Annotated in this window: 24 protein-coding genes and 7 pseudogenes; 15 read left to right on the forward strand and 16 right to left on the reverse strand. The window is 42.5% G+C overall.

The window, feature by feature from the left end:
• The coding region (locus EC840_RS21605) for a LuxR family transcriptional regulator (protein ID WP_243701111.1) at positions 1-381 on the forward strand (381 nt) is incomplete at its 5' end.
• A gap of 192 nt (positions 382-573) precedes the next feature.
• Here the strand turns inward: EC840_RS21605 and EC840_RS21610 are convergent.
• The 4 genes and pseudogenes from EC840_RS21610 to EC840_RS21625 form a co-directional block, all read right to left on the reverse strand.
• The gene (locus EC840_RS21610) at positions 574-1,485 is read right to left on the reverse strand and encodes a hypothetical protein (protein ID WP_112287208.1); all 912 of its coding nucleotides are present in this window, start codon (positions 1,483-1,485) and stop codon (positions 574-576) included.
• Positions 1,486-2,248: 763 nt separating this feature from the next.
• Positions 2,249-3,117: pseudogene (locus EC840_RS21615) on the reverse strand (Tn3 family transposase); the annotation flags it as partial.
• Between the two features lie 524 nt (positions 3,118-3,641).
• Positions 3,642-4,088: an MFS transporter gene (locus EC840_RS25700; protein ID WP_341798980.1), complete on the reverse strand. Its 447-nt coding sequence runs from the start codon at positions 4,086-4,088 to the stop codon at positions 3,642-3,644.
• A gap of 192 nt (positions 4,089-4,280) precedes the next feature.
• Positions 4,281-5,009 carry a class I SAM-dependent methyltransferase gene (locus tag EC840_RS21625; protein ID WP_132967025.1) on the reverse strand — a complete coding sequence of 243 codons (729 nt, stop codon included), beginning with the start codon at positions 5,007-5,009 and terminating at the stop codon, positions 4,281-4,283.
• A gap of 525 nt (positions 5,010-5,534) precedes the next feature.
• On the opposite strand from EC840_RS21625, the pseudogene EC840_RS21630 reads away from it, so the two are divergent.
• A pseudogene (locus EC840_RS21630) lies at positions 5,535-5,771 on the forward strand (transposase); the annotation flags it as partial.
• A 338-nt stretch (positions 5,772-6,109) separates the two neighbouring features.
• Here the strand turns inward: EC840_RS21630 and EC840_RS21635 are convergent.
• A complete protein-coding gene (locus EC840_RS21635) occupies positions 6,110-6,994 on the reverse strand; it encodes a LysR family transcriptional regulator (protein WP_112287210.1) in 885 nt (294 codons plus the stop codon).
• A 564-nt stretch (positions 6,995-7,558) separates the two neighbouring features.
• On the opposite strand from EC840_RS21635, the pseudogene EC840_RS21640 reads away from it, so the two are divergent.
• The 4 genes and pseudogenes from EC840_RS21640 (at position 7,559) to EC840_RS21655 (ending at position 11,794) form a co-directional block, all read left to right on the forward strand.
• Positions 7,559-8,697, forward strand: a pseudogene (locus EC840_RS21640) (IS3 family transposase).
• 912 nt (positions 8,698-9,609) lie between these two features.
• Positions 9,610-10,638, forward strand: a complete 1,029-nt coding sequence (locus tag EC840_RS21645; protein ID WP_243701112.1) for a fimbrial protein — start codon at positions 9,610-9,612, stop codon at positions 10,636-10,638.
• Positions 10,639-10,761: 123 nt separating this feature from the next.
• A pseudogene (locus tag EC840_RS25600) lies at positions 10,762-11,038 on the forward strand (SMP-30/gluconolactonase/LRE family protein); the annotation flags it as partial.
• Between the two features lie 435 nt (positions 11,039-11,473).
• On the forward strand, positions 11,474-11,794 hold the full coding sequence (locus EC840_RS21655; RefSeq protein WP_132967027.1) for a hypothetical protein: 321 nt from the start codon (positions 11,474-11,476) through the stop codon (positions 11,792-11,794).
• A 549-nt stretch (positions 11,795-12,343) separates the two neighbouring features.
• Here EC840_RS21655 and EC840_RS21660 read toward each other — a convergent pair.
• A pseudogene (locus EC840_RS21660) lies at positions 12,344-12,525 on the reverse strand (IS6 family transposase); the annotation flags it as partial.
• A 49-nt stretch (positions 12,526-12,574) separates the two neighbouring features.
• Between EC840_RS21660 and EC840_RS25315 the strand changes: the two are divergent.
• On the forward strand, positions 12,575-12,730 hold the full coding sequence (locus EC840_RS25315; RefSeq protein ID WP_165929054.1) for a hypothetical protein: 156 nt from the start codon (positions 12,575-12,577) through the stop codon (positions 12,728-12,730).
• Here EC840_RS25315 and EC840_RS25605 read toward each other — a convergent pair.
• The 8 genes and pseudogenes from EC840_RS25605 to EC840_RS21700 form a co-directional block, all read right to left on the reverse strand.
• Positions 12,711-13,005, reverse strand: a pseudogene (locus EC840_RS25605) (Tn3 family transposase); the annotation flags it as partial. The gene EC840_RS25315 and the pseudogene EC840_RS25605 overlap by 20 nt on opposite strands.
• A gap of 64 nt (positions 13,006-13,069) precedes the next feature.
• Positions 13,070-14,551, reverse strand: coding sequence for a S8 family serine peptidase (locus EC840_RS21670; protein ID WP_132967031.1), 1,482 nt, complete (start codon positions 14,549-14,551; stop codon positions 13,070-13,072).
• Positions 14,552-15,003: 452 nt separating this feature from the next.
• Positions 15,004-15,744: a hypothetical protein gene (locus tag EC840_RS21675; RefSeq protein ID WP_132967033.1), complete on the reverse strand. Its 741-nt coding sequence runs from the start codon at positions 15,742-15,744 to the stop codon at positions 15,004-15,006.
• A gap of 195 nt (positions 15,745-15,939) precedes the next feature.
• Positions 15,940-17,058 (reverse strand): DUF3472 domain-containing protein, encoded by a 1,119-nt coding sequence (locus EC840_RS21680; RefSeq protein WP_132967034.1) that lies wholly within the window; start codon positions 17,056-17,058, stop codon positions 15,940-15,942.
• A gap of 239 nt (positions 17,059-17,297) precedes the next feature.
• Positions 17,298-17,687: a M15 family metallopeptidase gene (locus EC840_RS21685; RefSeq protein ID WP_112291642.1), complete on the reverse strand. Its 390-nt coding sequence runs from the start codon at positions 17,685-17,687 to the stop codon at positions 17,298-17,300.
• Positions 17,680-17,988: a phage holin family protein gene (locus EC840_RS21690; RefSeq protein ID WP_112291644.1), complete on the reverse strand. Its 309-nt coding sequence runs from the start codon at positions 17,986-17,988 to the stop codon at positions 17,680-17,682. Before EC840_RS21690 ends, EC840_RS21685 begins: the two co-directional genes overlap by 8 nt.
• A gap of 208 nt (positions 17,989-18,196) precedes the next feature.
• Positions 18,197-19,270, reverse strand: a complete 1,074-nt coding sequence (locus tag EC840_RS21695) for a metallophosphoesterase (RefSeq protein WP_132967036.1) — start codon at positions 19,268-19,270, stop codon at positions 18,197-18,199.
• Positions 19,271-19,598: 328 nt separating this feature from the next.
• Positions 19,599-20,562: pseudogene (locus tag EC840_RS21700) on the reverse strand (IS3 family transposase).
• A gap of 216 nt (positions 20,563-20,778) precedes the next feature.
• Here EC840_RS21700 and EC840_RS21705 point away from each other — a divergent pair.
• The 4 genes from EC840_RS21705 (at position 20,779) to EC840_RS25320 (ending at position 22,876) form a co-directional block, all read left to right on the forward strand.
• Positions 20,779-21,060 (forward strand): hypothetical protein, encoded by a 282-nt coding sequence (locus EC840_RS21705; protein ID WP_112290091.1) that lies wholly within the window; start codon positions 20,779-20,781, stop codon positions 21,058-21,060.
• A gap of 50 nt (positions 21,061-21,110) precedes the next feature.
• Positions 21,111-21,995: a LysR family transcriptional regulator gene (locus EC840_RS21710; protein ID WP_132967038.1), complete on the forward strand. Its 885-nt coding sequence runs from the start codon at positions 21,111-21,113 to the stop codon at positions 21,993-21,995.
• A gap of 350 nt (positions 21,996-22,345) precedes the next feature.
• The gene (locus EC840_RS21715; protein WP_132967040.1) at positions 22,346-22,546 is read left to right on the forward strand and encodes a hypothetical protein; all 201 of its coding nucleotides are present in this window, start codon (positions 22,346-22,348) and stop codon (positions 22,544-22,546) included.
• Positions 22,547-22,726: 180 nt separating this feature from the next.
• Complete coding sequence (locus EC840_RS25320) at positions 22,727-22,876, forward strand: hypothetical protein (protein ID WP_157961002.1); 150 nt, start codon at positions 22,727-22,729, stop codon at positions 22,874-22,876.
• Positions 22,877-23,043: 167 nt separating this feature from the next.
• Here EC840_RS25320 and yghX read toward each other — a convergent pair whose 3' ends face one another.
• A complete protein-coding gene (gene yghX / locus EC840_RS21720; protein WP_132967042.1) occupies positions 23,044-23,949 on the reverse strand; it encodes a YghX family hydrolase in 906 nt (301 codons plus the stop codon).
• Between the two features lie 153 nt (positions 23,950-24,102).
• Here yghX and EC840_RS21725 point away from each other — a divergent pair, with 153 nt between their 5' ends.
• Positions 24,103-24,303, forward strand: coding sequence for a DNA polymerase III subunit theta (locus tag EC840_RS21725; protein ID WP_112290086.1), 201 nt, complete (start codon positions 24,103-24,105; stop codon positions 24,301-24,303).
• Positions 24,304-24,329: 26 nt separating this feature from the next.
• Here EC840_RS21725 and EC840_RS21730 read toward each other — a convergent pair whose 3' ends face one another.
• A complete protein-coding gene (locus tag EC840_RS21730) occupies positions 24,330-25,211 on the reverse strand; it encodes a LysR substrate-binding domain-containing protein (protein WP_132967044.1) in 882 nt (293 codons plus the stop codon).
• A gap of 105 nt (positions 25,212-25,316) precedes the next feature.
• On the opposite strand from EC840_RS21730, the gene EC840_RS21735 reads away from it, so the two are divergent.
• Genes EC840_RS21735 through EC840_RS21745 form a run of 3 tightly spaced genes read left to right on the forward strand, consistent with a single transcriptional unit; the run spans position 25,317 to position 26,619 of the window.
• Positions 25,317-25,640: a carboxymuconolactone decarboxylase family protein gene (locus EC840_RS21735; RefSeq protein ID WP_132967046.1), complete on the forward strand. Its 324-nt coding sequence runs from the start codon at positions 25,317-25,319 to the stop codon at positions 25,638-25,640.
• A 29-nt stretch (positions 25,641-25,669) separates the two neighbouring features.
• Entirely contained in the window at positions 25,670-26,077 is a 408-nt protein-coding gene (locus tag EC840_RS21740; RefSeq protein WP_132967048.1) for a tautomerase family protein, read from the forward strand.
• The gene (locus tag EC840_RS21745; protein WP_132967050.1) at positions 26,074-26,619 is read left to right on the forward strand and encodes a DUF4865 family protein; all 546 of its coding nucleotides are present in this window, start codon (positions 26,074-26,076) and stop codon (positions 26,617-26,619) included. The genes EC840_RS21740 and EC840_RS21745 overlap by 4 nt, the downstream gene beginning before the upstream one ends.

Below are 26,619 nucleotides of genomic sequence, written 5' to 3' on the forward strand. Positions count from 1 at the left end.
AGAAATGTCATTTTCTGCGGGGCGAAAACGCTTTCCTACCTGAGCGGGATGTATTTTAAAACTAACACACTTATTCTCCCACAAAACATATCTGCAGATAAGTTGAAAGAGGAACTACTTTTTTGGTGGTACAGGTATAATGTTGGGATCTATTCTGTTATTTGTCCAGAATCTACTGATGTCTTAACGCCAACAGAATGGAGGATAATAAGGTTGTTTTGTGCTGGATTACAAACTGAGGATATTTCTAACATAGAAGAAATAAAACTTAAAACAGTAAGCTCACATAAAAGAAATGCCATGCAAAAAATTTGCGCTAAGACAAACCAAGAGCTTTTTGTTAAAGTTAAGTTGCTAACAATTTTAAAGGTATTTCAATAAATTTTTGCCAACACCAGTAACTCATGTTCTGCCTTACCCTTCACCGTATTCAAAAGAAAAAAAGGTAAGACAGAACTAATTTTTGACTTAATGATTTATCTGGATGTGCATTATTTTTGACTGAATTGAATTTCGATTGGCAAACGAAGACCTGGAAAATTACTAATGAATTTTGAAGTAAATATGTTTCAATTAGATGAAGAAAACTTTCCCTAACCTGGTTCTTTCACACCACCTCTGTTTATAATCCCAGGCTGGATTATATAATCCAATTGAAAAATGCATTTTTTTATTTTTTTCTTTGCATAGATTTTGTGCATGCGTTATGTTCAACCACATGAGAATACTACCAGGACTCAGATGAGCAAAGTCAGGGTCTACCCCACCATTCGGGACATCAAAGTAGATCCAGTTCTGGCATTCAGCTTTCATAATCAGGTCATATGCACATGGTGATGTCCCGTTAACAAAAAGAACATGGCCATAAATCATATGGTTAAAGCGAGTAATAATATCCACAAGCACTTGCTTTTCATAACATTTTACATTGTTCTCGAATCTTTTGTTGAATAAGTAAATATATATATCTGCTAGTTCATCAGGGGTAAAATCACTAGCATTTTTAACTGATCCACCATGACTTATAAATTTATTAAATTCATTTCTTCTGGTTTTTTGTGTTTTTTTTGTAAAATTATCTTTTGCTAAACAAACTTCATTTTTGCTTATCTTGGAGAAAGATATATTGTATATACTTTTTCTATTTATCGGTGACAACCGATTAGATTTTGCGGGGATGATGAATTTCTCATCTTCATTTAGAGGGAGAATAATTTCATCATAGGTTATAGGGTATTTCCTCCAAACATCCACCCCAATTTTCCCTTTTTCGTTTTTAAAATAGGCGCCCTCAATTTTATCATTTTTAGAGTAATGATAAAATTTTATTTTACAGCCCCCTTCCTTTATAAGGTATTCAATAATATCCGGATGATTATTAACCCCCCCTCCAAACTTTTCGTAAGTCAATTTATAAATATCAAAAGTGGATTCTTTCCATCCAAATATTTTGGATATTACACTCATCATAATAGACAACTCCATTTGTATGCTCTTTTAAAAAAAGATTATTGCTATATAAAATTTAGTGTTGAATCTTAAAACATAAATTTCTTTGCATAAAAAATGCAAAGTCACTCAATAAGCTTGAGTGTTTTCTGATTTAAATAAGGATTTCTTCATAAAACTTTCTATAGCTGATTATCATGCTATTCATAATTAATGAATAGTAAAAAACAAAACCTATCTTTCTGTCGGGGTATTTTTCATTTCAAATGGGTGAAAATTACACAACAAATTATTATCAAGAAAATTTATCTCACTGTCAAATAATCTTCAAACTTAAAAATGGGTATTACATTCAAGCCTTACCACTTTGACTTAGATATGACGACTATTTATTAAATCAAGAGTGAAGGTTAATTTTAATGCTGACGAATAAACAGGTAGCGCAACATGGATAGTATCCCCTTTAATTATAAGAAATTAGGCGTAGTTATTCAGCCTTATGTATTACGCTAGTTCAATTTAGCATTACTGATTCATTCCCCACATAATACACTCATTTAGGTAAACGATTCCTAACAGACATGAAAAATTGAACGCTCAATGTAGCAACAGAACTTCCGCCCCCCCATAACCTGGCAAGCCATACCCACTAAGCGGATGATTAGAAGAGGTGACCTGCTCCCGTTAAACTAACATAGCACGATGTAAGCAATGTCTGCTTCTGGCACAAAGCGGACCGCCATACCTGCTTAAGTTACTGGCTTAGCGTAGGATATTTTCCGTTTTCTAAGCGGCCCCCGAAAAGGCCAAAGATCAGATCACTGGAACCGGCTGTATCTGTCATTATCTCAGTCGGGTTTAGCTCCGGTTTGCTGCTCCAGTAGCCCTTCCAGCACGAAAATGGAATCCCTTAGCGTGCCTGGAACGACAACGCCATGAAATCTGGAGTACTGATCTGAAATGAAGTTGTACCAGGTGATCCCTCACTGGAGCCAAAATATTTTCGGTTGGGGCCTGCATGTACCGTTCGTACCGGGGCAATAAACCGTATTCCATCAGCAGAGGCCACCTCACCACCGCCCCATTTCTGAGCCAGAGGTAGAGTAGACAGGGAATCAACCAGTCTGGCGTTTGCTTTTACCAGCGTTTCTGCCCTGAGATAATTTTGTTTGGTCCAGCTCAGACGATAACGGGTCAGCGCCGGAATATTGGGTCGAATAAAGGGCTCCATGCCAATATTACAGGCTTCAGCCAGCAATACCGCGCAGATACTGACGGTCAGGTCATCCATGTGCGCGCCCTCCTCGCTTGCATGGGTAAATTCATCTGCAAATCCTGTTGCGCGTTAATCTCAAGAAGAAGTTCTGTCAGATCGACAACTGGCAGCAGGTCAGATATACGTTTCGAGAGTAACTTCCGCGTCGGCGACTCATCCAGTCCGTTCAGATGAGCAATGGTCAGCTTCGTGCGTTTACCGGTGAAATCCAGTGAAACAGCCTGATTATCGGCAAAATTTTTAGCGACCTGTCGATACACAGTGTCCAACTGCCGGGTCAGTGCATTAACGGCCTCTCCGGCATTGAGGGGATGCCCAAGGGGGCGATATACCTGCACTCTGTTTTTGTGCCAGCCCTGCCCCTGGAGAAGTTTAGCCCGCGGATCTCCCCACCACGCCGGAATTGACAAGCGGTCGAAGCACCATGACGGCCACGCCAAACAGAACCGTTCCAAGGGCTGCAACCCAAAGCGACCCATTGGCATAGCCGATACCGGCCAGGCTGGCCGATAGGGCTATCCCAATGTACATCAGGCTCATGCCTAGAGCGATCAGAGCTCCGCGTCGTGCGGTAGCCAGTCTGGCGATGTGGTATTGCAGGGCGGGAGAACCCACTCCCCCCGCAAGCACCCATAACGGCAATGCAATTAGCAAGGACCATGGCAGTGCGCTTGCTACTGAAAATACCATTACATTCATGACCAAGCATATAATTAGGGCGATGCGCATGACGCGCCGCCCATCGCCGAGGCATGAAATCATCACGGGCATCATGAAATTGCCCGCCATACTGAGGACTCCGAGCAAGACGTACCTCAATCCGATGGTGCCTGTTCCGTACCCGGCAACATCGCGCAAGCGCTCACCGATTAGCGTAAAATACCGATGCCACCGCCAAGCCCAAAACCCATTGCGATCAGAGCACCCAAGGTCCCCGGTACAAGCAAGGGGGCTTAGGCTTCGTGACAACGACTACCGAATGCGATTGTGGTTTGATCACGAATGTCAGCGCCGCAAAAGGCACAGCTGCAAGGCCAAGCGCGATAAAGGCCACCGGCCAGGAGAACAGCGCGGTCAGTAGTGCCCCCAAACCAGGACTCATGATCATGCCAAACGTCAAACCGGCCGAAACGAAGGCTATGCTACGCACCGCGTTGGTGCCCCCTGCATCGCTGGCGATCGCAAAAGCAACCGGCAGCATCCCTGCACTCGCCGCGCCGGTCAGCACGCGAGAGAGCAGCGCCATCTCAAACGTCGCAGCGAGACCAGTCCCATCGAGGCTGCGGCGACGATAATTGACGCCGGGATGAGAATCCTCATTCTTCCATACCGATCCGACAACACACCGAAAAAGAATACACAAGCTGCATTGGCCAAGCTGTAGGCCGTGACAAAGAACGTCACGCTTTCCGGCCTCACGGATAAGTCGTTGCCGACTGGTGTGAGGATGGGCCCGAGCAGTAGTTCATCGGCACCGACGAGGAACGCGATGAAGAACAGCGTGACATTTTGGGTCCAAATCACTGTAGCTGCTCAATAAGTCGTGGTGATGGTCTTATCGTTGCGCAGAAACCAATACCATCATGGGACGCTCCACCTCTTCGGCCAGCGCCGGGTTTGCTTTGATTTGTTCCGCAGTTGGCCCCCATTCATTGACATGGCGAATAGCAAAACCAGAAGCCATCAGCGCGTTCAATGTGGTGCCCAAGGTCCGATGGTATTTTACCACCCCGTCAGCCAGCCAGTTGCTGACGCGCTTACCTTCATTTTGATAGTTGTTGACCGCCCACGACCGCTGACCTTCATCATCGGTAAGCCAGCCCTGACGTACCGGGCAGGTGTAGATTGGGTGCTCGGTCGTGAAGACAAACCAGCCGCCGGGTTGCAGCGCCTGATAGATGGTGGCAAATACCGGAGCGAGGCCGGGCAGGTAATGCAGAGCCAACTGGCTGTATACCAAATCGGTTGCCTGGCTCGGCAGTGCGAGCTGTTCAAGATCACCGCGTTGATAGCTGATGCCGTTGTCATCGGTGAGCTCCCGTGCCCGTGCTAGCATTTTTTCAGACAAGTCGACACCAAGTACCTCGGCGGCTCCTGCCTCTCGCGCACTGCGGCAAAACCAACCGTACCCACAGCCGAGATCGATGACCCGTTTTCCGGACAGATCCGGGAGCATGGCCTGAATAGACGCCCACTCCGGGGCGGCCTCCAAACCGAACTGAGAGCGTGGCAGTTGGGCATAACCGTCGAAAAAAGCCTGATTGTCGTAAATGTTTTGAGACATATTGAACTCCGAAAGTAATTTAGATCGCCTCAAAAATGAGACAAAAAAAAGCGAGCAAGGGAAAGCCCTGCTCGCTCTATGAAGCTGCCTGAAGGCAGCTTCAACGAAAAGGGCCTTGGATGAGTTATCATCCAAGGCCCTGATTAATCGCCACACACATAGCCAGCTATCTTTACAGACGAGGCATACGAGCATCGTGGCGATGAATGTAAGGAGGCTAAAGCTCCTGATCAGGCTCTGAACAACGCTTCATCGCAAGCAATTGTCAGAGCTACCCCGGGTAACGAGCTGATCTGAATCGTACGTATTTTGCATACCAAGCCAATCAAATAGGTGAGTATGCGCAATTTCTAATGCTTTTAGCGAAAAAAGTCAATTGGCGTTTTCTGTTATGTCGTGCGAGATTCTGTGGCTGCGCCAATGCTGACCAGCTCACTCTCCGTTTATCGTTATGGACTAGCCCGATAGGCGCTAAGAAACACAAGCTTAGCGTACGTTTCCGTACGGTTGGGCTTCAGACCCCATCAATGGGCCTTTGAGCATCGCGTGGAGTTGCGACTTATCCAGCCCGGCAAGCCGATACAGAACGGGTTTATTGAGAGTTTTAACGTACGCTTTCGCTATGAATGCATGAATGAACCCTGGTTCAGTGACGTCAGTCATGCCAGGAAAACCATCAGTGAATGACGTCAGGATTATAATGAGTGCCGCCCGCACCCCGCGCTGAACTATCAGACGCCGTTTGAATATTCCGCGGCCTGAAGAAAGGGTAATTCTTATAGTGAAGGATCCGACATTACTAAGTGAGCGTTGTATCTAATCCTGAGGGCAGGTCAGATCAAAGATAATGTTTTTGGCTTAGATGGAAACTTCAATCGATAAGGTTTGTAAGACATCTTTCATTATAATTTCTGAAATTAAATAGACTATAATGATTCACGCTGCGGGCTATAGTGTACTGCGAAATTGCTTTCAATGTTATTGTCCTGGATTATATTTTTTGTAATCGGCACGTTTTATAGGGGCTAATCTAGAATATTTCGCAAGAGCATAATGGTTAGAAGGTACATGCGCATATCCATCCATCTAACCATTATTAATTATTTGATGACTTTTGCTGAAGATTCAAATAAAGACGCAACTTCTAAAACATCCATGGAGTTATTTTTCACAAAATACATCATTCTATAAATAAATAAATCATAAGGAAGTGGTTTACTTATAAAAATAATATCCTCATTGAAATTTTGGCTTTTTACAAACTCTTGGGTTGTAAATGTAAACCCCAAACCTTCATTAATCCATGGAATAGCATCAATTATTTCCATGGGATTTTCCTTTATCAAAAATCCATCATTTAATAGTCTTTTTTTTAATTGTATGAACTTTATGTGCTCAATAGTAGATAGCGTTTGAAGCAAGAATTCATTTTTGAAAAGATTTTTTATATTTTTATGTTTGTCTAAAAGATTCTTATGAACGAGAACCCCAACTCTTTCTTTTCCTAAGGGAATTTTTTCTATACTATCACCGTTTAATTCAATATCAGAAGGTGAAATTACTATATCTGAAAAGCCATTTTTCATTTCATGCTTAATACTTTGGACTACCTCGCATGTACAAGACAACATAACTCTTGGATGACTTGTCATGTACGATCTAAGCTTTTCTTGGATGACAGGGTAGTACATACCGTCACTTTTTATTCTTACTACTTTGTTTATTTTATTAGATTTTATTGTTAAAAGTATTTTTTCAAGTGCCTCAACATGTGGACTAATCTCATCGTAAAAATATTTACCAATGTTAGTTAGGGTCATTCCATTTTTGGTTTTGCTTAGAAGTGACTTGCCTATTATTTGTTCTAACTCACTAATGCCCTGACTAATGGCTGAAGGCGTTATATTTATTTCTTCAGCCGCTTTAGTAATTGAGCCATACTTTACTGCTGCAAGAAATTGGTTCGTCTTTTTATTGATCAACATTTTATCCTCGCGATTTTCAATTAATACATTTCTTATTTAGGCCCCGGTAATAAAGTCTATATAAATATTATTAATAAAATTACAAAAAATAGTTTTTCAATAAAGACTACATTTTTCTAGTAAATTAAAAGAACTAATTAATACTAGCATATATATTTTTGAAAATGAAAAAAATTATTAAAGACAAATAGTAATTTTCTTAAAACACCCATCAAATCAATTAATGTTATATTAGAACCTCACTTACCATAAGAATATTCTTAAAACAATAAAACTCCCCGTATCTATTGTAAGAACAAAACGAAGAGCGATTATTTTAAATTTTGTTATCGTTAATTTTGTTGAGTTGGATGAAGGTAGTATTTTTCTATTATTGATCATAATCAATTTAGGAATTAAAAAAATCACCCTAAGACTAGGGTGCATATCAATTTATCGAGTTACTCATTTTATACCTAGTTTTTAATGTTATAACTTTCACAATCTGTAAGTATCCCGCTTAACCGAACCATTCACTTTTAGAGATCTTCCGACATACTGATTATGTCACCTGTGGAGATCGCTATGCGTAAGATCCGATTCACCGAGCACCAGATCATCGCCGTTCTGAAGTCTGTCGAAGCCGGGCGCACCGTCAAAGATGTGTGCCGCGAAGCCGCTATTTCCGAAGCCAGCTACTACAACTGGAAGGCGAAATATGGCGGTATGGAAGCCGCTGATATTAAAAAGAGCAAAGATCTTGAAGACAAGAATCGTCGTCTGAAGCAGATGTTTGCCAATCTGAGTCTGGAATGCCGGGCGCTGAAAGACGTCATCGAAAAAAAAGATTTAAAATCAGCAATGAAACGTGAGCTCGTCGACTATCTGACCACGCAGTTTACGATGAGCATACGCCAGGCATGCAGGACGTTATCGCTGAACAGGACGGTGTTTAGTTATAAACCGGATATGCGACGTGATGAACCGGTGATCCAGAGGCTGACAGAGGCAGCTGAACGCTATCCCCGCTACGGTTTTAAGAAGCTTTTTCAGGTGCTTCGCAGGCAGGGGCACTTCTGGAATCACAAGCGAGTACACCGAATTTACTGTCTGTTAAAACTCAATTTTCGTCGTCAGGGTAAACGAAGCCTGCAGGTGCGCAATACGGCTCCGCTGGCAACGCCGGAGGCACTCAACCAAAGCTGGTCGATTGATTTTATTCACGATGCGATAAAATGTGGCCGACGTTTTGGGACTTTCAACGTCATGGATGATTTTACCGCGAGGCTCTGGCTATCGAAATTGACCTGAATATCCCGGCGCAGCGGGTTGTGCGGGTGCTGGACAGGATAGTGGCAAACCGTGGATATCCGCTGAGGATGCGGATGGATAACTGACCGGAACTGATATCACTGGTTCTGGCGCAACGGGCCGAAGAGCATGGCGTGATGCTGGAATTTATCAAGCCCGGTTAGCTAACACAGAATGCGTTTATAGAACGGTTTAACCGAGCGTACCGGACCGAAATACCGGATTTTGATCTGTTCAGAACGCTGAATGAAGCACGGGAAATAACGGAACGCTGGCAGAATGAATACAACAGTGAGCGTCCTCATGAATCCCTTAAAAACCTGACGCCGGAAGAGTACCGGCTGATGGCTGTGAAACTGGAAATATCAAAAAAGTGCCTGGAACTAAAACCGGTGTGCTTACATTACCTTTAGGAGGTTTATATCCATAAAAAATGGAGTGTTGCTAGCATTGCTTTATCAATGAACCATCAACAAACTATAAAATATTTTATTTCATGAGGCATTTTTTTAATTATTTCATGAGCGTTATAATCTGCTTAACTATATTGTCCGCTCAACTCGCTCCATGCGCATACTTTTTATTATGAACAAAAAATTATAAATTCCATGGATTTTTAAGTAATCAATATTCGCTTTATTTTTAAGTTAGGTCTTTGACTGCTCGCAAATCAGCTTAAAAGAAGCTGGTTAATTAAGCATTGATGCGAATTTAGGTTAAGTAGCGAACGAAGTCAAGAGTTTGATCGTTACAATCGATCATTGAAATTATTTTGATAGGCTATGGCTATCAAAATTTGTTTAATTGATCGTTATAAACAGGTTTCATTAATGTTATTTACTTGGTTATGATTAAGGGAATCTAAATAAAACCCTAACCAACTCTCGTTAAATTTGAGGGTTGTTTGAATTTTAAAATATTAAAAAGCCAGTCATAATCTGATGACAACTTAACAGGGAAGGCCTCAGTCTTAACTATAAATTAAGAACGAATCTTGCTCAGATAAAAAATGAAAGATTGCAGTTTTTGTTTTTACAAAAACGTAATCGCGCAAATTTAGCTGTGCAATCTATATATTTATGAAAACTTTTACGCTTATGGCTTGGGGTAAACTCAGCGTTTTAAATATTATGCTGACACTGGCATCCCTCCTTTCATTTTTCATTGGGTGCGTCAGCAGAAGTTGTCAACGCTCATCAGGCTCCGCGCTGACGGATGGATAATGGGTTTATGTGAGCGGTATGCCTGACAAGGGAACCCGTAATCTGGGGTACGCGACCGATGTGACGCTTATCCATTCGCGCTGCCATGAAGAGGGTTAATGAATGAAAAAGCGATTTTGGTTTGGTCTAAGTGGCGTTCTTTTCTGGGCAATGGCTTCCGATGCACAGGCTTATGAATGCAAACTGATGACCGCCGCGACTACTCTTCCGGCCCCAGACTTGATAGTGCAAAGGGACCAGCCGGTAGGCTCAGCTATAGGCAATGAACTGGTCTCCGGGGTGGTGTCGGTTTACAACTGCACGAATGAGCCTGCTCCGGCCTTAATTGCCCAGACATTTGGGGTAAAGGCAGAGGGGACTTATGCAATGATGCTGTCTGGGAGGCGCATTTACAGCACCAATATTGCGGGCATAGGTTACGCGGTAGGTGTAACATCTGTCAGTAATTGTAACAACGCCTATACGTATTATGTTGATGGGACGAATGATATGGGTGGGAATAAAAACACTAAAGGAGTATGTGGTGCTGGGGGAATTCTTACTTTTCAGCCAATTACCGCACAAGCAAACATCCAGTTTTACAAAACGGCGCAAACGACGGGAACCGGAAACCTTGCTGTAGGAAAGGCCGGTGCGTTCATACTCTACAATCAGGGGACAACTTTTGAACCTGAGTCAGCTATTAACATCCCCGCGTTCAACGTCAAAAGTGTGGCATGCAGTGTGCAAGATACCGCGATAATCGTCCCAATGGGAACGGTAGAAAAGCGGGCATTCAAGGGCCCGGGCACCTGGCCGGGTGATGCAAACACGCGTTTTTTCCAAATCACTTTAAACTGCGATAGCCAAACCAATATTTATTTCCGGATAGACGGCAGCGCGCAGAATGCATTACAGGGGATACTGAACCTGACTGGTGCAAACGACGGTGCGTCGGGCGTGGGTATACAGCTTCTTTACAAGGATGTTCCTTTGCCCTTGTCTACCGAGACATATCTTGGGGTTGCTAATACTCCGGGGAGCCGAGACTATATAGTTCCACTAAAAGCCCGCTACTATCAGACGGGAAGTAATATCACCACGGGCACCGCAAAAGCCAGCGCCACGTTTACGATTATTTATAGGCAATAAAAATAATTATTCTGTTTATATACTATGACCATAGCACGCTTATTGCGTGAATTGCGCTGATTCATGGGAATGTCCTCATGTGGCTTATGATGACTCACTAACATCGGGGTGTACTAATAAACTGGTAGCTGGTCAGATGAGATGGGCTATCTATGGAATGCTGAATGGGGGGAAGCGTGTTGTCCGTTACCGCCCCGATGGGACCACAGACGCTATTCTGACGTCACCTGGAATCCAGAGCACCTGTCCGACACTCGCTACCCGCCTCTATTGCAGCACGGCTACAGCGTGACTCACTGCGCTGTTTGAATATGGCGGTGCATTGCTTAAAGCTAAATCTGGTCTCAGTCCCAGATTACCTGAAAACCGTTTTGCGGCACACACAGTTTCATGGTTTTGATACTGATGGAAATTTGGCAGTTCAGGCTTAAAGAAAACGTCCGCTTCTGGCACAAAGCGGGCAGCTGAGGGAACACTGTCCGAAATAGGCGAAGAACGGAAGTCAGGAATCCATACTCTCATCGATGTGTCTTGAATCATGGGCTGCAGGTCAAAACGATTGGTTGCTTGTTTGTCTGCGCCGACTACATGAATGACTGAATGAATACTGAGAGTTGTTAATTCCGCGGTAGCTGTACTACCTATATCTTCAATTTTTTGACGTTTTTAACATAGTCAACGCTGACGATCTTGTTAGTCGGTAAGTACCGTTTATTTCTCATAATATTCAATGCGATAACCTTATGCAAATTTATAAATAGCAATTGGTTTAATTAATGTTTCATTCCAGTTTGTAGAATAGAGGCTAACCAAATAGATAAGGATTATTCTTCACATGAAATCATCAATAGTTGTCGCCACTGTTTTAATGGGTTTTTTGTTAAGCGGCTGCGCTGTGCAAAATGATAAAACAAAGTTTCAAGGGTTGGGCTTGACATATCAATCTGATGTTAAAAAGCTGAATAATGGCGACTATCTCACTGAAGTAGAGGCAGCACCTGCTGCAGGACGTATACAAGGTGCTATTGGGACTGCAACTAAAAAGGCTTCTGATTTTTGTAGGGTACAAAATAAATCCATGAGTGAAGTTAAAACTGAAATTGATACACACTTACTTGTTAATGGCGTTGCTCGCCTGACGTTCAAATGCGTTTAAATATTCTTAAGTTGTATCGCTTTTTATAAAACTGAGAGCCGTTATTAAACAGGTTCTCTATGTGTATGTTATTACTGCTACTTAGTGATAATGAAATTATTCGCTAAAAACGGGCCATTCGCTTTTAGAGATCTTCTGATATTTTATCCCTTCCCAATATCGGTGTCGGGATAAATCAGAGATCGGGGTTTGAGAGCCATTAATGTAAAAAACCACGCTAAGAGCTTTCAGATTGCAGATATTTCCCGCTATACCCACTTTTAATGACTCACATTCTACATTGACCCATTTTGGATGCTAGCCTACTCACCTAGCATCCATCTTGTTTTTCATTATCCTAATGCCTTCCTCCGCACGCCTGAAGATAGCAGAGGAACGGCTCAGCGCTTCGCTATACTGTGACTTTTGCTTTTTGAGCATGGATGCGGTGCCGCCAGCAGGTATTCGACCGCCTAGCGTTTCTGCACCGGCCTCAGAACTTTTTTCGGATGACGTCCTGTAGCATTTCCTTGTCCAGACTGAGATCAGTGACCAGCCGTTTCAGGAGGTCAGCGGCACCAGCCGGATAACCCAGCGGTGAAGCGTAGAATGGTCAACGATAAAGCCGCGCTCAGCCATCATTTCTTCGAGATTCGTAGGCTAATGGCATAAGCCAGATACCAGCGAACGCTTTGGGCAATAGCATCAATAGGGTAATGCAGGCGTTTGAAAGCTTTACGTATCAGAGGCATTAGCAGGCAACATCATAAAAAAAACAGCATGTTAACTGACGCCGTCATAATGCGAAAGAACCGAACCAGTACACCTAATGTCGCGACCTTAACCGCAGCGGGCGGTATAGCCTCTGCACCGGGGGCGGCGCAGGAGCTGACTAATCTGGCTAAAGGGAATCTAGCAGCAGATTCCACGGATGCAGTCAACGGCATTCAGTTATAGGTACCGTGAAGGAGTAACACCCAACATGTTTATATGCCCACATAACAGGGGTGATAGTCATGCCATATCCTCTTCCAGAACTGGATAACCTTTCTGACGCAACTGCTGTAACGTAGCACCCATGTAAATTGTATTCAACAGCACGGTCATGTTAAGTACCAGTCCCATAGAACCAAGCTGACCTTATTAATCTTCACGGTAGTCTTACCTTAATTCACCTCGTTTTCCGTGAAAACATTTCTGGCCGTCGCATGACGACCTTCTGCTGTACTCATGGGGTTCTACGCCGGAACCCCATATAACTTTATTTGACCTGCAATTTCGATAAAGCGTGAAAGACTAGAAAGCCTGACCCACTAATTTCCAAAGTGTATTCGCAACCCCAGGCGCCCAACCAGAATTCGATACATGCGCTTGAGTACAAATATATTTCCTTCCATTGTGTTCAACAAGCTCATCGACTTCGTAACGAACAGAATTTGGAGACCATAGAACAGGTTTATCACCACTAATTTGGAGTGCTTCTATCGCCCTTCTAATATTAGGAAGAGGACCAACATGTCCGCCGCTTCCTTGTCGAGTACCTGTTTTGATTAAAAGCTCTCTCATAGCATGAGGAGATAATACTTCACCATTATTATTCGCTTTATACCATGACTGTACTGCAATAACTGCAGAGGCAACTATTGGTCCGGCAGATGATGTACCACTAAAATTAGATCTATAGTTTCTTAAGGGGCCAGCGTTAAAAAGATTACCACCTCCAGTAGTCGCGACTGTCCAGTCACCCCATCCTTGCAAATGAACCATGCTACTGCCATAAGTAGAAAAAGAGGCTCGGTGACGACCGACTTTTGTTCCGGCACCTACACGAATAGCGCCATTATCTCCCCGTTTTCTATAATTTTCGTAAGAGGGGTCATCCAAATCCTCGCTCCCATTTCCTGCAGTCATAACAACAATAATTCCATTATCTGTCGCGTTTTTTGTCAAATCCCAAACAGCCATATTAAAATCAGGTGGTACATAGTTGCCGTTTTGCCCCCCAGTTTGCATCTCAAATAAGAAAACATCTCCAGGGCGAAGATACTCCAGTCCCTTGGCAATACCAGCGGGCCTGCCATGAGTTATTTCAGATATTCCATAGAAGTAATCAAGACCATTGGCTGCCCCTTTCATACCAAAACCATTACCTCTAGCGAAAATAACACCTGCCACGCCAGCGCCATGGTCGTCATTAGAATGGTTAGTTGTAGCAACAAGCTCTATGAAGTTATCACTTTTTAAATTTTCATGACCATAAATATTACCCCATTCAATATCTGCACATCTGACACCTTTCCCGGTAATACCTATTGACCAAGCGTAGTCAGCATCAATACCGTAAACGTCAGCTCCAGCCTGGTCACGATTATATGTTTGATAGCTCGAGAGGTCGGGAGTGTTAGACAATACTCTGATACATGGCTCCTCCAAGTCAGGCATGGAGGGCGGGATGATAGGTTCTGCTGGCTCTAAAACGACATATTCTACAATATTTAGTTGTCTTAATTTGTCTGCAATTTCTTCCAGCTCACGGGATGTCATATCATTGTCAACATAAACAAGACCTTTATATTGAGAGAGGTCTATGTTATTTTCTGTGAATTCTTTTTTTCCGTTAGCAGCCAGATCAGGAATAGCCATCCTATAATCAAGGTTAAATATGAAATAACTGTCTCTTAACATAGTCTCTTTATCATGAAAATATAAAACACCATCTTTTACATGAGAGATGTATTCTTGTTTGAATTTTACAAGTAATTTGTATTTTTTTTCCATTTTCTAAATCCTAGATAATTAATATAATAAACGATTGGATAGTCAAATGTAAACTGTTAAAACATTTTTAATATATCAATAATAACAACCTTTTGCTTTAAATTAAAATAAAAGCAGTTTAAATATAAATTTAACTCATTGATCTATCGAGTCATCAATTCTTTTTCGTATATTAGTTTTGTGAGAACAGTAGTACGCCTACGGCATAGTTGAACAAGGAGTCTGAATCTCACTACTATTATTGGCATAATTACCGGTACCATCAAAAAAAAGACCAATAGTAAGAGTGATTTCACGGTTTTTTTCTTTGAAACCTTCGAGTGCAACTCCGGTTTAGCGATCGTTCTAACTTTAAGCATAACTTAGTCCACTTGAGCTAAATTACGAATAAAAAAGGCAGCATCCATTTGCCAGAGGCATTTTATGATTCGTTTATAAAAGTGAATGATAAATTATCTAAAGCCACCTTTGACTAAAGTTCCAGTCTTATCATGACTCCAGGTAATAGCTCCAGGACAAGCATCAGAGCCCCTGGATAAGGTAGAAATAGTACCTTGAATCTTCCCATAATTTCCGGTTGGTGGTAAAAACTTTACTTCGTAGTACGGCCAACCTTTATTATCACAGGTAAGTTTGAAGTTCGGATCATTCATTTTATAATTTTCAATCCAAGATGAATGTGAAATAGCTAAGCTACCTGATGACATTCCAATCTTCCATTGGCCAATGATATCCTCACGACCAGTACTTTTATTCAACACTGCACCAGTCATGAGTTGTCCTTCTTTCTTGACATGAAATAAAAATGAGTCACCTAGCTCACCTGGGATGTAAAGTCGGCAAGTGGCACCAGCTTTTCCTCCATCCGCTCCACTTTTACAATTTAAGTGATTTACCGTTGTGTCTTTTCTGAAACTGCTAAATAAAACTAAAAACTGCCGTTTACCATGGCTAGTATTTTTAGTTGGTTGGATTCCAGTATAACCTCCGCCACCTCCACCAGTGAAACTGAATTGGTTTGCAAAATAAAACTCATCGATAGGAGCTGCCTCATTAATAGTTATCCCAAACGTAATTTGATTTAATGGCTCTGGAGAGTTTATCCGCCAGTCCATCGTTGGTGTAGCAGATATACTACTGTTGGCATAAATAAGGCAGGGCATAAGTAATGTACATAACTTTAATATACTCATATTAACCTTCTTTTTTAATACTTACCTTGGAAAAATATTATTACTTTCTAAATATAGGATTATTACTAATTGTTTAACGCTTACCTATAGATAGATATAAGCACCATTACAACAAAGGATTAACATCTAATTGAATTTCTTAATCGTTCTATCTTAAGTGATAACATCACTCGGTATTAGAAATGTATTAAGATTTCACACTATGAATGAACTGCGTTTAGTATTTGATTTTTGATTAAAAATATCATAATACTCAAAACTCACATGATACAATCCAGGTTCTAAACATTCCACATCTAACTGGATATCCCTTTTATGTGGAGACGTTTCATTGTAACCAATTTTAAGCTCTCCATTCTTCATCTCCTTTCTAACTTCAATGTAAAATGTTAACTGCGGAGGAGTTGATTCATTAACCTCCCATGAAATACAAATATGCTTATTATTTTCTGTGTAGGTTGTAGACAAAGAGTCAACTAGAGGTGGAATAACTGGTTTTGGTTTACTATCCCACTGGTTAGGATTCAATGTTATAGTTGTTGATTGATTATTTGATTTCCCAACACTTAATTTTACATTTGCGTCTTGGTATAGTTCCGCATCCCATATTTCAGGTCTACCCCCAGCTGATGCGACATATTTAAAAGGTTTTTCCCAAACACCATGTTCGTCCATTCTAAAATGCTGTCCATAAATACCATGGTATGACTCGGCGGTCCCTGAAAAACGTTCAAGGAAACTGTTACACGTATTTCCAGTAAGTGGGACCCTTACCCCGGGAACATCAGCTGACATATAATGCGTCCACTTAGAATCAAGGTAAGAATACATAAACATTGCCATTCCTGTAGTTTTCGAGCTAACTGGGTTGTCCCACCGTCTAATGACTATTGCATACCATTGATTTGGGGTCCATGGCATGGGATGTGATGTATGAAGGCCAGTACCCTCCCCCCCAAAGTGACTAGAATGTAATCCAGGTAACCCATAGGTCAAAGTAACTTCTGAGGGAAGTGATGGGTCTAATGAATCTAAGTCCCAAATTGAGCAAATATTATTTCTAGTGAAAATTTTCCCATCAATTTCTTTATCATTCTGATGCTGAATACCTGAGTAACCACCTCTCTCTTCGAAATAAAAATTACAACCACTCCAGTATATGCTGATTTCGTCTCCCATTGATGGAACCATTTGCTCTACGTAAATTAATTCATACTTGTCTTTTGTGAAATATGAAGTTAAGGAAGGCCCCCAGGAAGGAACTTCATTAATTTCTTTAGTTTCATTTTTATTTCTGTCATTCGTACTAGGCATATAACCCCCATGTTCGTTAAGACTATATTGAGTGAATTTTTTGAATGTTTTTAAGTTTTTTCAAACTTTTAGAAACGAAGATCTTTCAGATCATTACATACTTGTGTTTTCCTATGAGTGAAATTCTAAAATATAAAACCCAATCGAATTTTATGATTAATATTTATCCCAGAATTTAGTTCTGTAATTAGTGATTTATATAAATTGATTATTTTTTTCGCACTAATAAGACTCTATTATTATGGGTAAAATGACCTAGGTAGTTCGAAATGAGGACCATCTTTTAGTTTTGACCATTCTCCTCCCCAAATAATAGGAATATCTAAATCTTTAGCTGCTTTTTTAATTATTTTCGCTAACTCTTCAAAAATTGAAAAGTCATCCCAAGGAACTTTATTATCAACAATAGGCACTACGTCAATAGCATGTCCAGTAAGGTGCCGACTATTTTGTGTAAGACTACGACCGCTCATAACCATCTGGCGTTGACGCTCTTCGCTACGAACCCCTTCTATTACTCTAAAATCTATTCGTGATATGCTTATAGCAAGTTTAATAATCTTCACTAAGTCTGGATGTACACCTTGTAAATTTTTCAAACTTACTTTTCCTAATGAAAATCTACTCATGACTTTTCTTCCCCATAAAACGATGCCACAGATAGCTTAAAGCGGTGCTACCTAACGTGCCGAAAAGCCCTGAGATTGCGAATGTCATATAATCGCTACCTCCATTCTCTAAGCTTAGTAGACCGCCAAGCACTCCTGTAAAGCTTGAAATAACTATTTGGCTAATGACGCCCATCCAACTCCAATTATATCTGCGTCCCTGTCTATCCATTAGATATCTAACAACCCCTCCCCAAGCAGAAAACCCCGCGACTATCAGCCAGGTTAATGCTTGATTATCAGTTAAAATATCCAAAACCATAATCTTCACTCCAGGCATAAATTTAATTAATTTGCCAAAAAATAATGAAATTTTTTATCCAGTAGCGTATTTTGGAAATGCTAGTCTTGATAAAAAATTACTTTAAGTTTAAGCAATATCTATGATGACTATTAGCAAATACATTTCAAGTTAGATTGGCTAGCATTTTTTGAAAACTGTAAGAGGTATGCCAACTCAAATTATTAACCTATTTACAGATATGAACTACGCCTTCAGTCCCTTTCAGTAATTCAATAATCTCATCCCTTACATTTTCTATTTCAATCCAGGTATCATCGCCATATATTTTTTGTAGTCCGTAATAACTTTGGTCTCTATATGTATTATCACCATCAGGAATATCATTATCATATTCTTTACTCACTAAGAATTCGATATTCTCTGCCAAATCATGATTCAACTCAATGCCTAAATCTAAAGATTGCTTTAATAGCATTGGAATGGTTGGAAGATTTAAAGTTTTATCATATTTATCAAGGTGGATATTTTTATAAAAATCCCAAGCTTCGAAAAATAACTTATCCTCTTGGATTTTTACAAGCCATCCGGTTCCCATATCGGTCACTCCATTTTCACCCTTAGTTAGGCTAGGTATTTCAATAAGTGTACCGAATGGACGTTGAATAAATTCAATTGTTCCCAAACCATTATGTATGTGCCCACACAAGCAAACTACCTGCGGATACTTTATCAAAATTTCTTTGAGGTACTCATCTTGATCTCCAAATCCACCAAACAGACTTGATCTCCAGTGTGTAAAGTTAAATGGCTGATGTGTTAATAAAAAAATTGGCTTGTCATCAACTGAAGCTTTTTGGAGAGTTTTATCGAGCCATTCAATCGCAATGTCTTTAATTTTCATTTGATCTTTGAGTCCAAAGTCAGTGTTTAAGCAGATAAAGTAATATCCATTTATCACCGAACAAATACTCATAAAATCGTCTGAGTACTCTAAGTTGAAATTATCCAGATACGAATGATATAACTTCACCAAATCAGGATCTAAGTTTTTATCAGGTAGTGCGCCAGTCCTAACATCATGATTACCAAGCATTGATATGATATTTGGAAAGTGATATTTTTCCGACTTTAACTTTAGTATTTCAAAAAAATTTTTTCGCCTCGACTCATAATCTCCAATATCACCGGCGATTAAAATACCAGATACTCCATTATTGATTATATTATCAATGCAAGTAGATATGACCTCTTGCTCGGATAGGCCATTGTTGTGAACATCACTAATAATCCCAATATTCATAATTACACCTTTAGGTATGTTGTCACTATTTTAAATATCATTATACTAATTGAAATGGTACTTGCTTAAGTAAGCAATTTCTTCTTGGGAATATATATTTTTTATAACATTTGGCAAGTTAATAAAATTTAAGTTTATCTAATTTTTTTAAAGCATCACAGGTACACCTTATTAGAGTTACATAAAATTTTTATTTAGCACCCATTGAAAATGTTACATTTGAGAAGGTTTAGTTATCTTAATGCATCTGTTAATTTTTTTATAAAGTTTTAAGATGGCAATTTTCCAATGATATTTCTTAGAGTCTACCTATGTCACTATTTTGAAATCAAGATGGATTTGCAAGCATACCCGTTTTAGTTCCACACACTTTTGAGATTTCCGTCTTCTCAGCCATCAGCCGGTATTCTTCCGGCGTCAGGTTATTCAGGGATTCATGGGGCCGTTCACTGTTGTATTCATTCAGCCAGCGCTGCGTTATTTCCCGTGCTTCGTTCAGCGTTCTGAACAGATAAAAATCCAGTATTTCTGTCCGGTAAGTTCGGTTAAACCCTTCGATAAACGCATTCTGCATCGGCTTACCCGGCTTGATAAATTCCAGCATCACAGCATGGTCCTCAGCCCATTGCGCCAGAGCCAGTGATATCAGTTCCGGGCCGTTATCCATCCGCATTTTCAGCGGATATCCACGGTTTGCCACTATTTTGTCCAGAACACGCACAATGCGCTGTGCCGGGATATTTAGGTCAATTTCGATGGCCAGAGCCTCGCGGTTAAAATCATCGACGACGTTGAAAGTCCGAAACGTCGGCCGCATGTCAGCGCATCGTACATAAATCAATCGACCAATTTTGGTTAAGTGCCTCCGGCGTTGCCGGCGGAGCCGGATTGCGCACCGGCAGGCGTTGTTTACCTCTACGACGAAAATTCAGTTTTAGCGACAGTAAATCCGGTGTACCCGCTTGTGGTTCAAGACGTGGCCCTGCCTGCGAAGCACCTGAAAAAGCTTTTTAAATCCGTAGCGGGGGTAGCGTTCAGCCGCCTCGGTCAGCACCTGGATCAGCGCTTCATCACGTCGTGTATCCGGTAGGTAACGAAACACCGTCCTGCTTAGCGATAACGTCCTGCATGCCTGGCGTATGCTCATCGTAAACTGCGTGCTCAGATATCTGACGAGCTCACGCTTTATCGCTGGTTTTAAGGCTTTTTTTCGATGAAATCTTTCAGCGCACGGCTTCGACAGACTTCAGAACGGCAATGATCTGGTGTTCGGTCAATCGGATCTTACGCATAGCGATCGCCTCAGGGGACATAATCAGTATGTCGGAAGATCTCTAAAAGTGAATGGGCCGTTTTGACGGGATACTTACAGAAACCCTGCTACTGCTTCGCGGAGAATACAGATGATAATTAGAACTAAATTTATTATTAAGTATATTTTTTTTGAGTTTGTGCTTAAAACAAAAGTAATGGTAAGTCATTAATTGACTGACAAAATGAGGTGCGAAATGTTTTTTTTTGAAAATTGGTCGCAATGTAGGGCATGGCTCAGAGGTATTGTAGACATCGGCCTGTGTACTGAAGAAGAAATAATTGAATTCATTGCGTCTAATAAACCGAAGCATTATCCCTGTATTGCATATTTTGATGTTAAAGAAATGCTATCGAATGATGAGGGTATTGTGTATATTTACAAAGACCAGATTCAAGAATGGTCTAAGCTCATGGCAGAACCTGAGGGCAAGACTCATGAATGCTTGCATGTTTCTTTAAATCCAAAATCAGAATAACCATATGAATATAAAGAAAAACCCACATACCCAACTGAAGAAAAAAAAGATTGGATTTAAATCTTCTGATCTATTTCCATGCTGTCTATCAGACAGGAAGTGTGAAGCATGCAGCATCATTTCTAAACTGCAGTTCACCTAATGTGAGCCAGTCATTGCAAAAGTTACGAGAGATTATTGGTGATCCGTTATTTATCCGCGATGGTCAACAGTTAAGCGCAACGACTGTCGCAGCAAGATTGTATGACGAGACAAAGGATAATATTCATGAACTGCTTTATTCTATAGAGAATTTAAGTGAGAAAATCCAAAGAAAACTTGTTATCGAGTGCATGCCTTACTTTTCAATTAAGATAACCCCATTAATCACCTTGTTTCTTCAGTCAAAGAATATTGATTGTGAAATTGTCCAAATGTCTCATACCACAGTAGAATCTGTTTTTTGGGAGCGTCTCTCTTTAAAAAAAGTTGACCTTGTATTCGGAATGAAGGTTGATTTAGAGGGTTCTAAGATGGGGTATCGCCTTGGTTCAGATACTTGTGTCTTAGTCTGCAGAAAAAACCACCCAAGAATTGTTGATTCATATACATATGGATCTGATGTCACGGAATCTATTACCAAAATTCACTCAGACATATCTGAGCTTCACAAAATGAGAAGTTTAAATAATGATTACTTTCAAAATTCTCCTTGCTCATTACAAGCAAAATCTCTTTTAGCTATTTGTTCACATATCTATGTATCAGACTCTATTGCAATTATCCCTTCGAGTTTTTATGAAAAATTCAAAGAAGTATTTAATCTTAAATCCTTAAAAACAAACCTGCAGATGCCTGATTTTGATGAGTATATGTATTTTAACAAAGCATCCAGTGATAAAGAGCTGTACCTGGAACTGTACAGATACGTTCAGGATAATTATGACAAAGTTTAATTAATTTTTTCTTTTCATAGCCATATCCTCTGTACCGGCTTTAAATTACCGTGCAGAGGAAACCATTCACCTTTCGGTATTGATTTACATTTGAATTGTTCCAGTGAACTACTTCCCCCCAAAAATTTGCTACCGACACTTTTAACAAAAAACTGAAAAATTAACACATGAGTTAAAAACTATCGCGTAATCCAATGTTTTTATTCGCATTTTGAATTATTAAATTAATTATTAATAAATTAAACGTCGGCCTGTAAGTTATGTTGTGTTATAAACACCTCACTTTTGTAAGGATACTTACTTATATTCCGCAAAGGTTATTTTATCATTTTAGAAATTAAGGAAAATTCATGAAAATCATCGATAAAGTTGCGGCGGTTACCATTATCGGCGGCGGTAGTAACAGTTGCTGGACAGAAAAACATTTCTCTCATTATCTAAATGGTCGCGGTGTTTGCTATGATACTTACCCTTGTATTTATACTGACAAGCATGGCAACACAAAACGTGTTAGTGATAAACGAGTGTCAAGTGATCGCTATTGGTGCTAATAATTTAGTTGCACGTTCGAAGCATAACTAATACGCACCATCTATAAAATAAAAACTAGCTTTTACAGGGACAAATGCGATCCATTAAGGATCAGTTGAATGCCCCAGTGGTTGTTTGAAAATCTGGAAACTAATTTAGTTTCCAGATTTTTTATACGTGCTATTCGATAAGACGACGCAATGACGGTCGGTAATGTTGAGCCGCAGCGTGGTCAGACACGTAGTCAGTCGGTTATCGACAACGTTCTGCAAAATCTGCAGGCGATTAACTTCATTCATCGTGAAAAAATCCTGACCGTATGCCGGCAGCATCTTGGGATCGCAACATAATCAGTCCAACAAATCATCCGCATCTCCAAAAGTGACATTATCAAATGTGACTCACACGCTCGGTACGCATAATCATAATCACGATAATGTTAAGAATGCATCACTCAATGGGTTCATCATTCATACCCCATCTCTCCAGCGGGATTTTGCGATCCCGCCCTTTTCTTTTATGCGCTTTCTGTTTGCGGTTCGAGGTACTTTTTGAACCAGGCAATGGTTCTTTCCCAGGCGAGATCCGCTGCGGCTTTGTCATAGCGCGGTGTCGAATCATTGTGGAAACCGTGGTTCACGCCGGGATAAATATGCGCCTCATAGACTTTATTATTGGCCTTCAGCGCCGCCTCATACGCAGGCCAGCCCTCGGTAATCGGTTTATCCAGTTCGGCGTAATGCAGCAATAACGGCGCTTTGATTTTCGGCACATCTTCAGCTTTCGGCTGACGCCCGTAGAACGGCACAGCGGCCGCCAGTTCCGGATACGCCACCGCTGCCGCATTGGCTACGCCGCCACCGTAACAAAAACCGGTGATCCCGACTTTGCCGGTGGCCGTTTGGTGATGCATCAGAAATTCAACCGCAGCAAAAAAGTCGTTCATCAGTTTGGCCGGATCGACCTTTTGTTGCAGCTCGCGCCCTTTTTCATCGTTACCCGGATACCCGCCGACAGAACTCAGACCGTCCGGCGCCAGCGCGACAAATCCGGCTTTCGCCACCCGCCGCGCCACGTCTTCGATATACGGATTCAGCCCGCGATTTTCATGCACCACCACTACGCCGGGCACTTTACCGGCTAATTTGGCCGGACGTACCAGATACGCCCGCACGCTGCCGTGCCCCTGCGGCGACGGGTACTCAATATATTCCGCCACAATATCCGGATCGGTGAATTCCACCTGTTCGGCGTAGGCGTAATTGGGCGTCATCAGCGTGGTCAGCGCTGCCAGCGACAAGCCGCCCGCCACAAATTTGGCTGACAAATCGAGAAATTCACGCTTGGTCATTTTGCCGTGTACGTAGAAATCAAAATATTCGAGGAGTTCAGGAGGGAAATCTTTGGCTGTCATTCGCGTCATTTTCAGGCTCCGTTCCATGCAAAAGAAGGATAAATAATGGCCTGCTTTTGGCGATTTTGTAAACCGATTGTGAAATTGAATGCCAATCACGCCCAGCGCAGACCCTTTTGCGGGCTGAGAATGCTAAACTCCGTGGAATTAAAAGGAGACGCTATGAACAATAATCTCGCAGGGCTGAGTAAAGAAGAAATGGACAAAGTGAGTGCCGGACTGGCCGCCGGGACGGTCGCGGTGCGTGAGCGCAATAATCTGCCGGTGAATGCAGACGAAGTTGAAATGGAACAACCGGAGCATCTGCGGGCGTATTTCCGCGAGCGTCTGGCGCACTATCGCCAGCAACCCGCAAAGAAGTAACCGCCACGATTTATACACGTACAGTTTTACCGGCGCACCGCGAAGAAATCGCTTATCGCCTGAATCAGATACCCCGCCGCCTCACCGGGTGGCGTCTGCCCCTGATGCAGGCTGATCCCCACTTCGCCCGGTTCGGGCAACGCATTTAACATTCTGACCGTCTGCGGCCTGCCGAAATCGGTACGCACGGTGATGCCTAGTCCCGCCGACATCGCCGCCCAGATCCCGCTCAGGCTGCGGCTGGTAAACGTGATACGCCACGGAATACCCGCTTTATCCAGCGCCGTTGTGGCGGCATTTCGCATCAGACACGGCGCTTCGAACACCAGTAACGGCAGCGGTTCGCCGGTTTGCTGATAGTGTTTCAGGTCGAAGTTTTCAGGGCCTATCCAGCGCATCGGTATACGCCCCAGCGACCGGCTGGATGGAAAGAGCGGCGCTTCATCGGCCTGCCAGCACACCGCCAGATCAAACTCGTTATGGCGGATCCCGTCGAGCAATTGCTGGTTGCGGGTTATGCTGGCGGAGACTTGCACCTGCGGATGTGCGCGGGTAAATGTGCCGAGGAGCGCCGGTAAAAGCGCTTCGCCGAAATCTTCCTGCATGCCCAGATTCAGACTGCCACTCAGGGCGCTGGCGAGCATGATGGCGCTGACTTCATCGTTGAGGCGGAGGATCCGCCGCGCATAGCTCAGCATCACTTCGCCGCGTTCCGTCAGGATCAGGTGCCGCCCTGATTTCTGTACCAGCTCCGTACCTGCCTGCTGCTCCAGCTTTTTCAACTGTGCGCTGACCGCAGAAGTCGAGCGCCCCAGCCGGTCAGCAGCCAGCACAAAACTGCCCAGCTCAATACCGGTCACAAAACTGCGCAACGCCTCTGCATCAAAAGTCACCGGTCGTTTTGCCATGTTTAATCATCCCGTTTTCATGGATTAATACTGCTGATATTTTCGATATTAAGGATAATCATAACGCCTTATGCTCCTTCTCACACCCACAAAAAGGAGCCTGATATGAGCACAGCTTCCCCACAAACGCAGACGCTGGACGCGATGTCACGCCTGACGCCTAAATTTGCAGAACTGACGGAACAGGTACTGTTCGGCGACCTGTGGAAAAGAGAAGAACTGTCACCGCGCGACCGCAGCCTGATCACCGTTGCCGCGCTGATTGCCCTGAACCGCGGCGAGCAGTTGCCCTTTCATCTGAGTCTGGCGGTGAAAAATGGCGTCACTCAAACCGAACTGGCGGAAGTGATCACCCATCTGGCGTTTTATGCTGGCTGGCCCGCTGCGGCATCCGCCCTGACGCGCTTCTCCGCGCTCAGCGATCAGTAAACCGCGCCCCGTTACCGGAGGAACAACCGTTGCCTTTTACCCGAATTTCCTTACCCGAACACCACGCAGATACCTGGCAGGACGCCATTTCAGCCATATTGCAGAACACACTGGTTGATCATTTTTCTGTGCCTAAAGATGACTGTTTTCAGCTGTTCGAACCGGCCAGCCGCCGCCAGAGAGTGATCAATCCGACTTATCTTGCCGGGGAAAATCATCACCGCTCAGAGGATTTTTTGCTGTTTCACATCACCGCAGGCAAACCGCGTAACAGTTATCAGAAGCAGGAACTGTTCCGTCATCTGGCTGAAAAACTGCACGTTGCGCTGGGGATTTCTCCGGCGGATGTGATGGTGGTGGTGAGCTTTACCCAACCGGAAGACTGGTCGTTCAGTCATGGTGAGATGTTCAAACTCCCACAAGGAGTGTTCTTATGATTGCCATGCAATACACCTTTACGCTGCCTGCCGATTACGACATGGGCATTATCGAAAAGCGCATTGCTGATAACGGCCATCTGATGGATGGATTTGCCGGGCTTATCTTCAAAACTTATCTTTACGCCCGCCGCGACTGCTCGCAATACGGCAGCGCAGAAAATCTGTATGCACCGTTTTACCTGTGGCATGACGTGCAAAGTATGAATCGCTTTATTTCAGGTGCCGGTTTTCAAGGTGTCGCCAGAGCCTTCGGCTGGCCGCAGGTCCGGGTTTATCCGGTGCTGGCAGCGCACGTCAGCGCAGACGTTGCGGCAGCTGTTTTTGCCAAAAGAGAGATTACTGACATTGCACCTTTCAGTGACCTTGCGCCACCTGATCAGCAAACGGTCAGTGACACACTTATCGAGGTGACCGCCTGGGATACGACAAACTGGAAGAAAATACATTTTACTGCGGGAAGAAACCCGCCGGAAGGAAACGGGCAGCATTACCGCATCGGCCATATTTCCTTGTCCGATGCGGTAATGGAAACGGATTAA

The sequence above is a fragment of the Rahnella sp. JUb53 genome (assembly GCF_004346065.1).
Lineage (GTDB): Bacteria > Pseudomonadota > Gammaproteobacteria > Enterobacterales > Enterobacteriaceae > Rahnella > Rahnella variigena.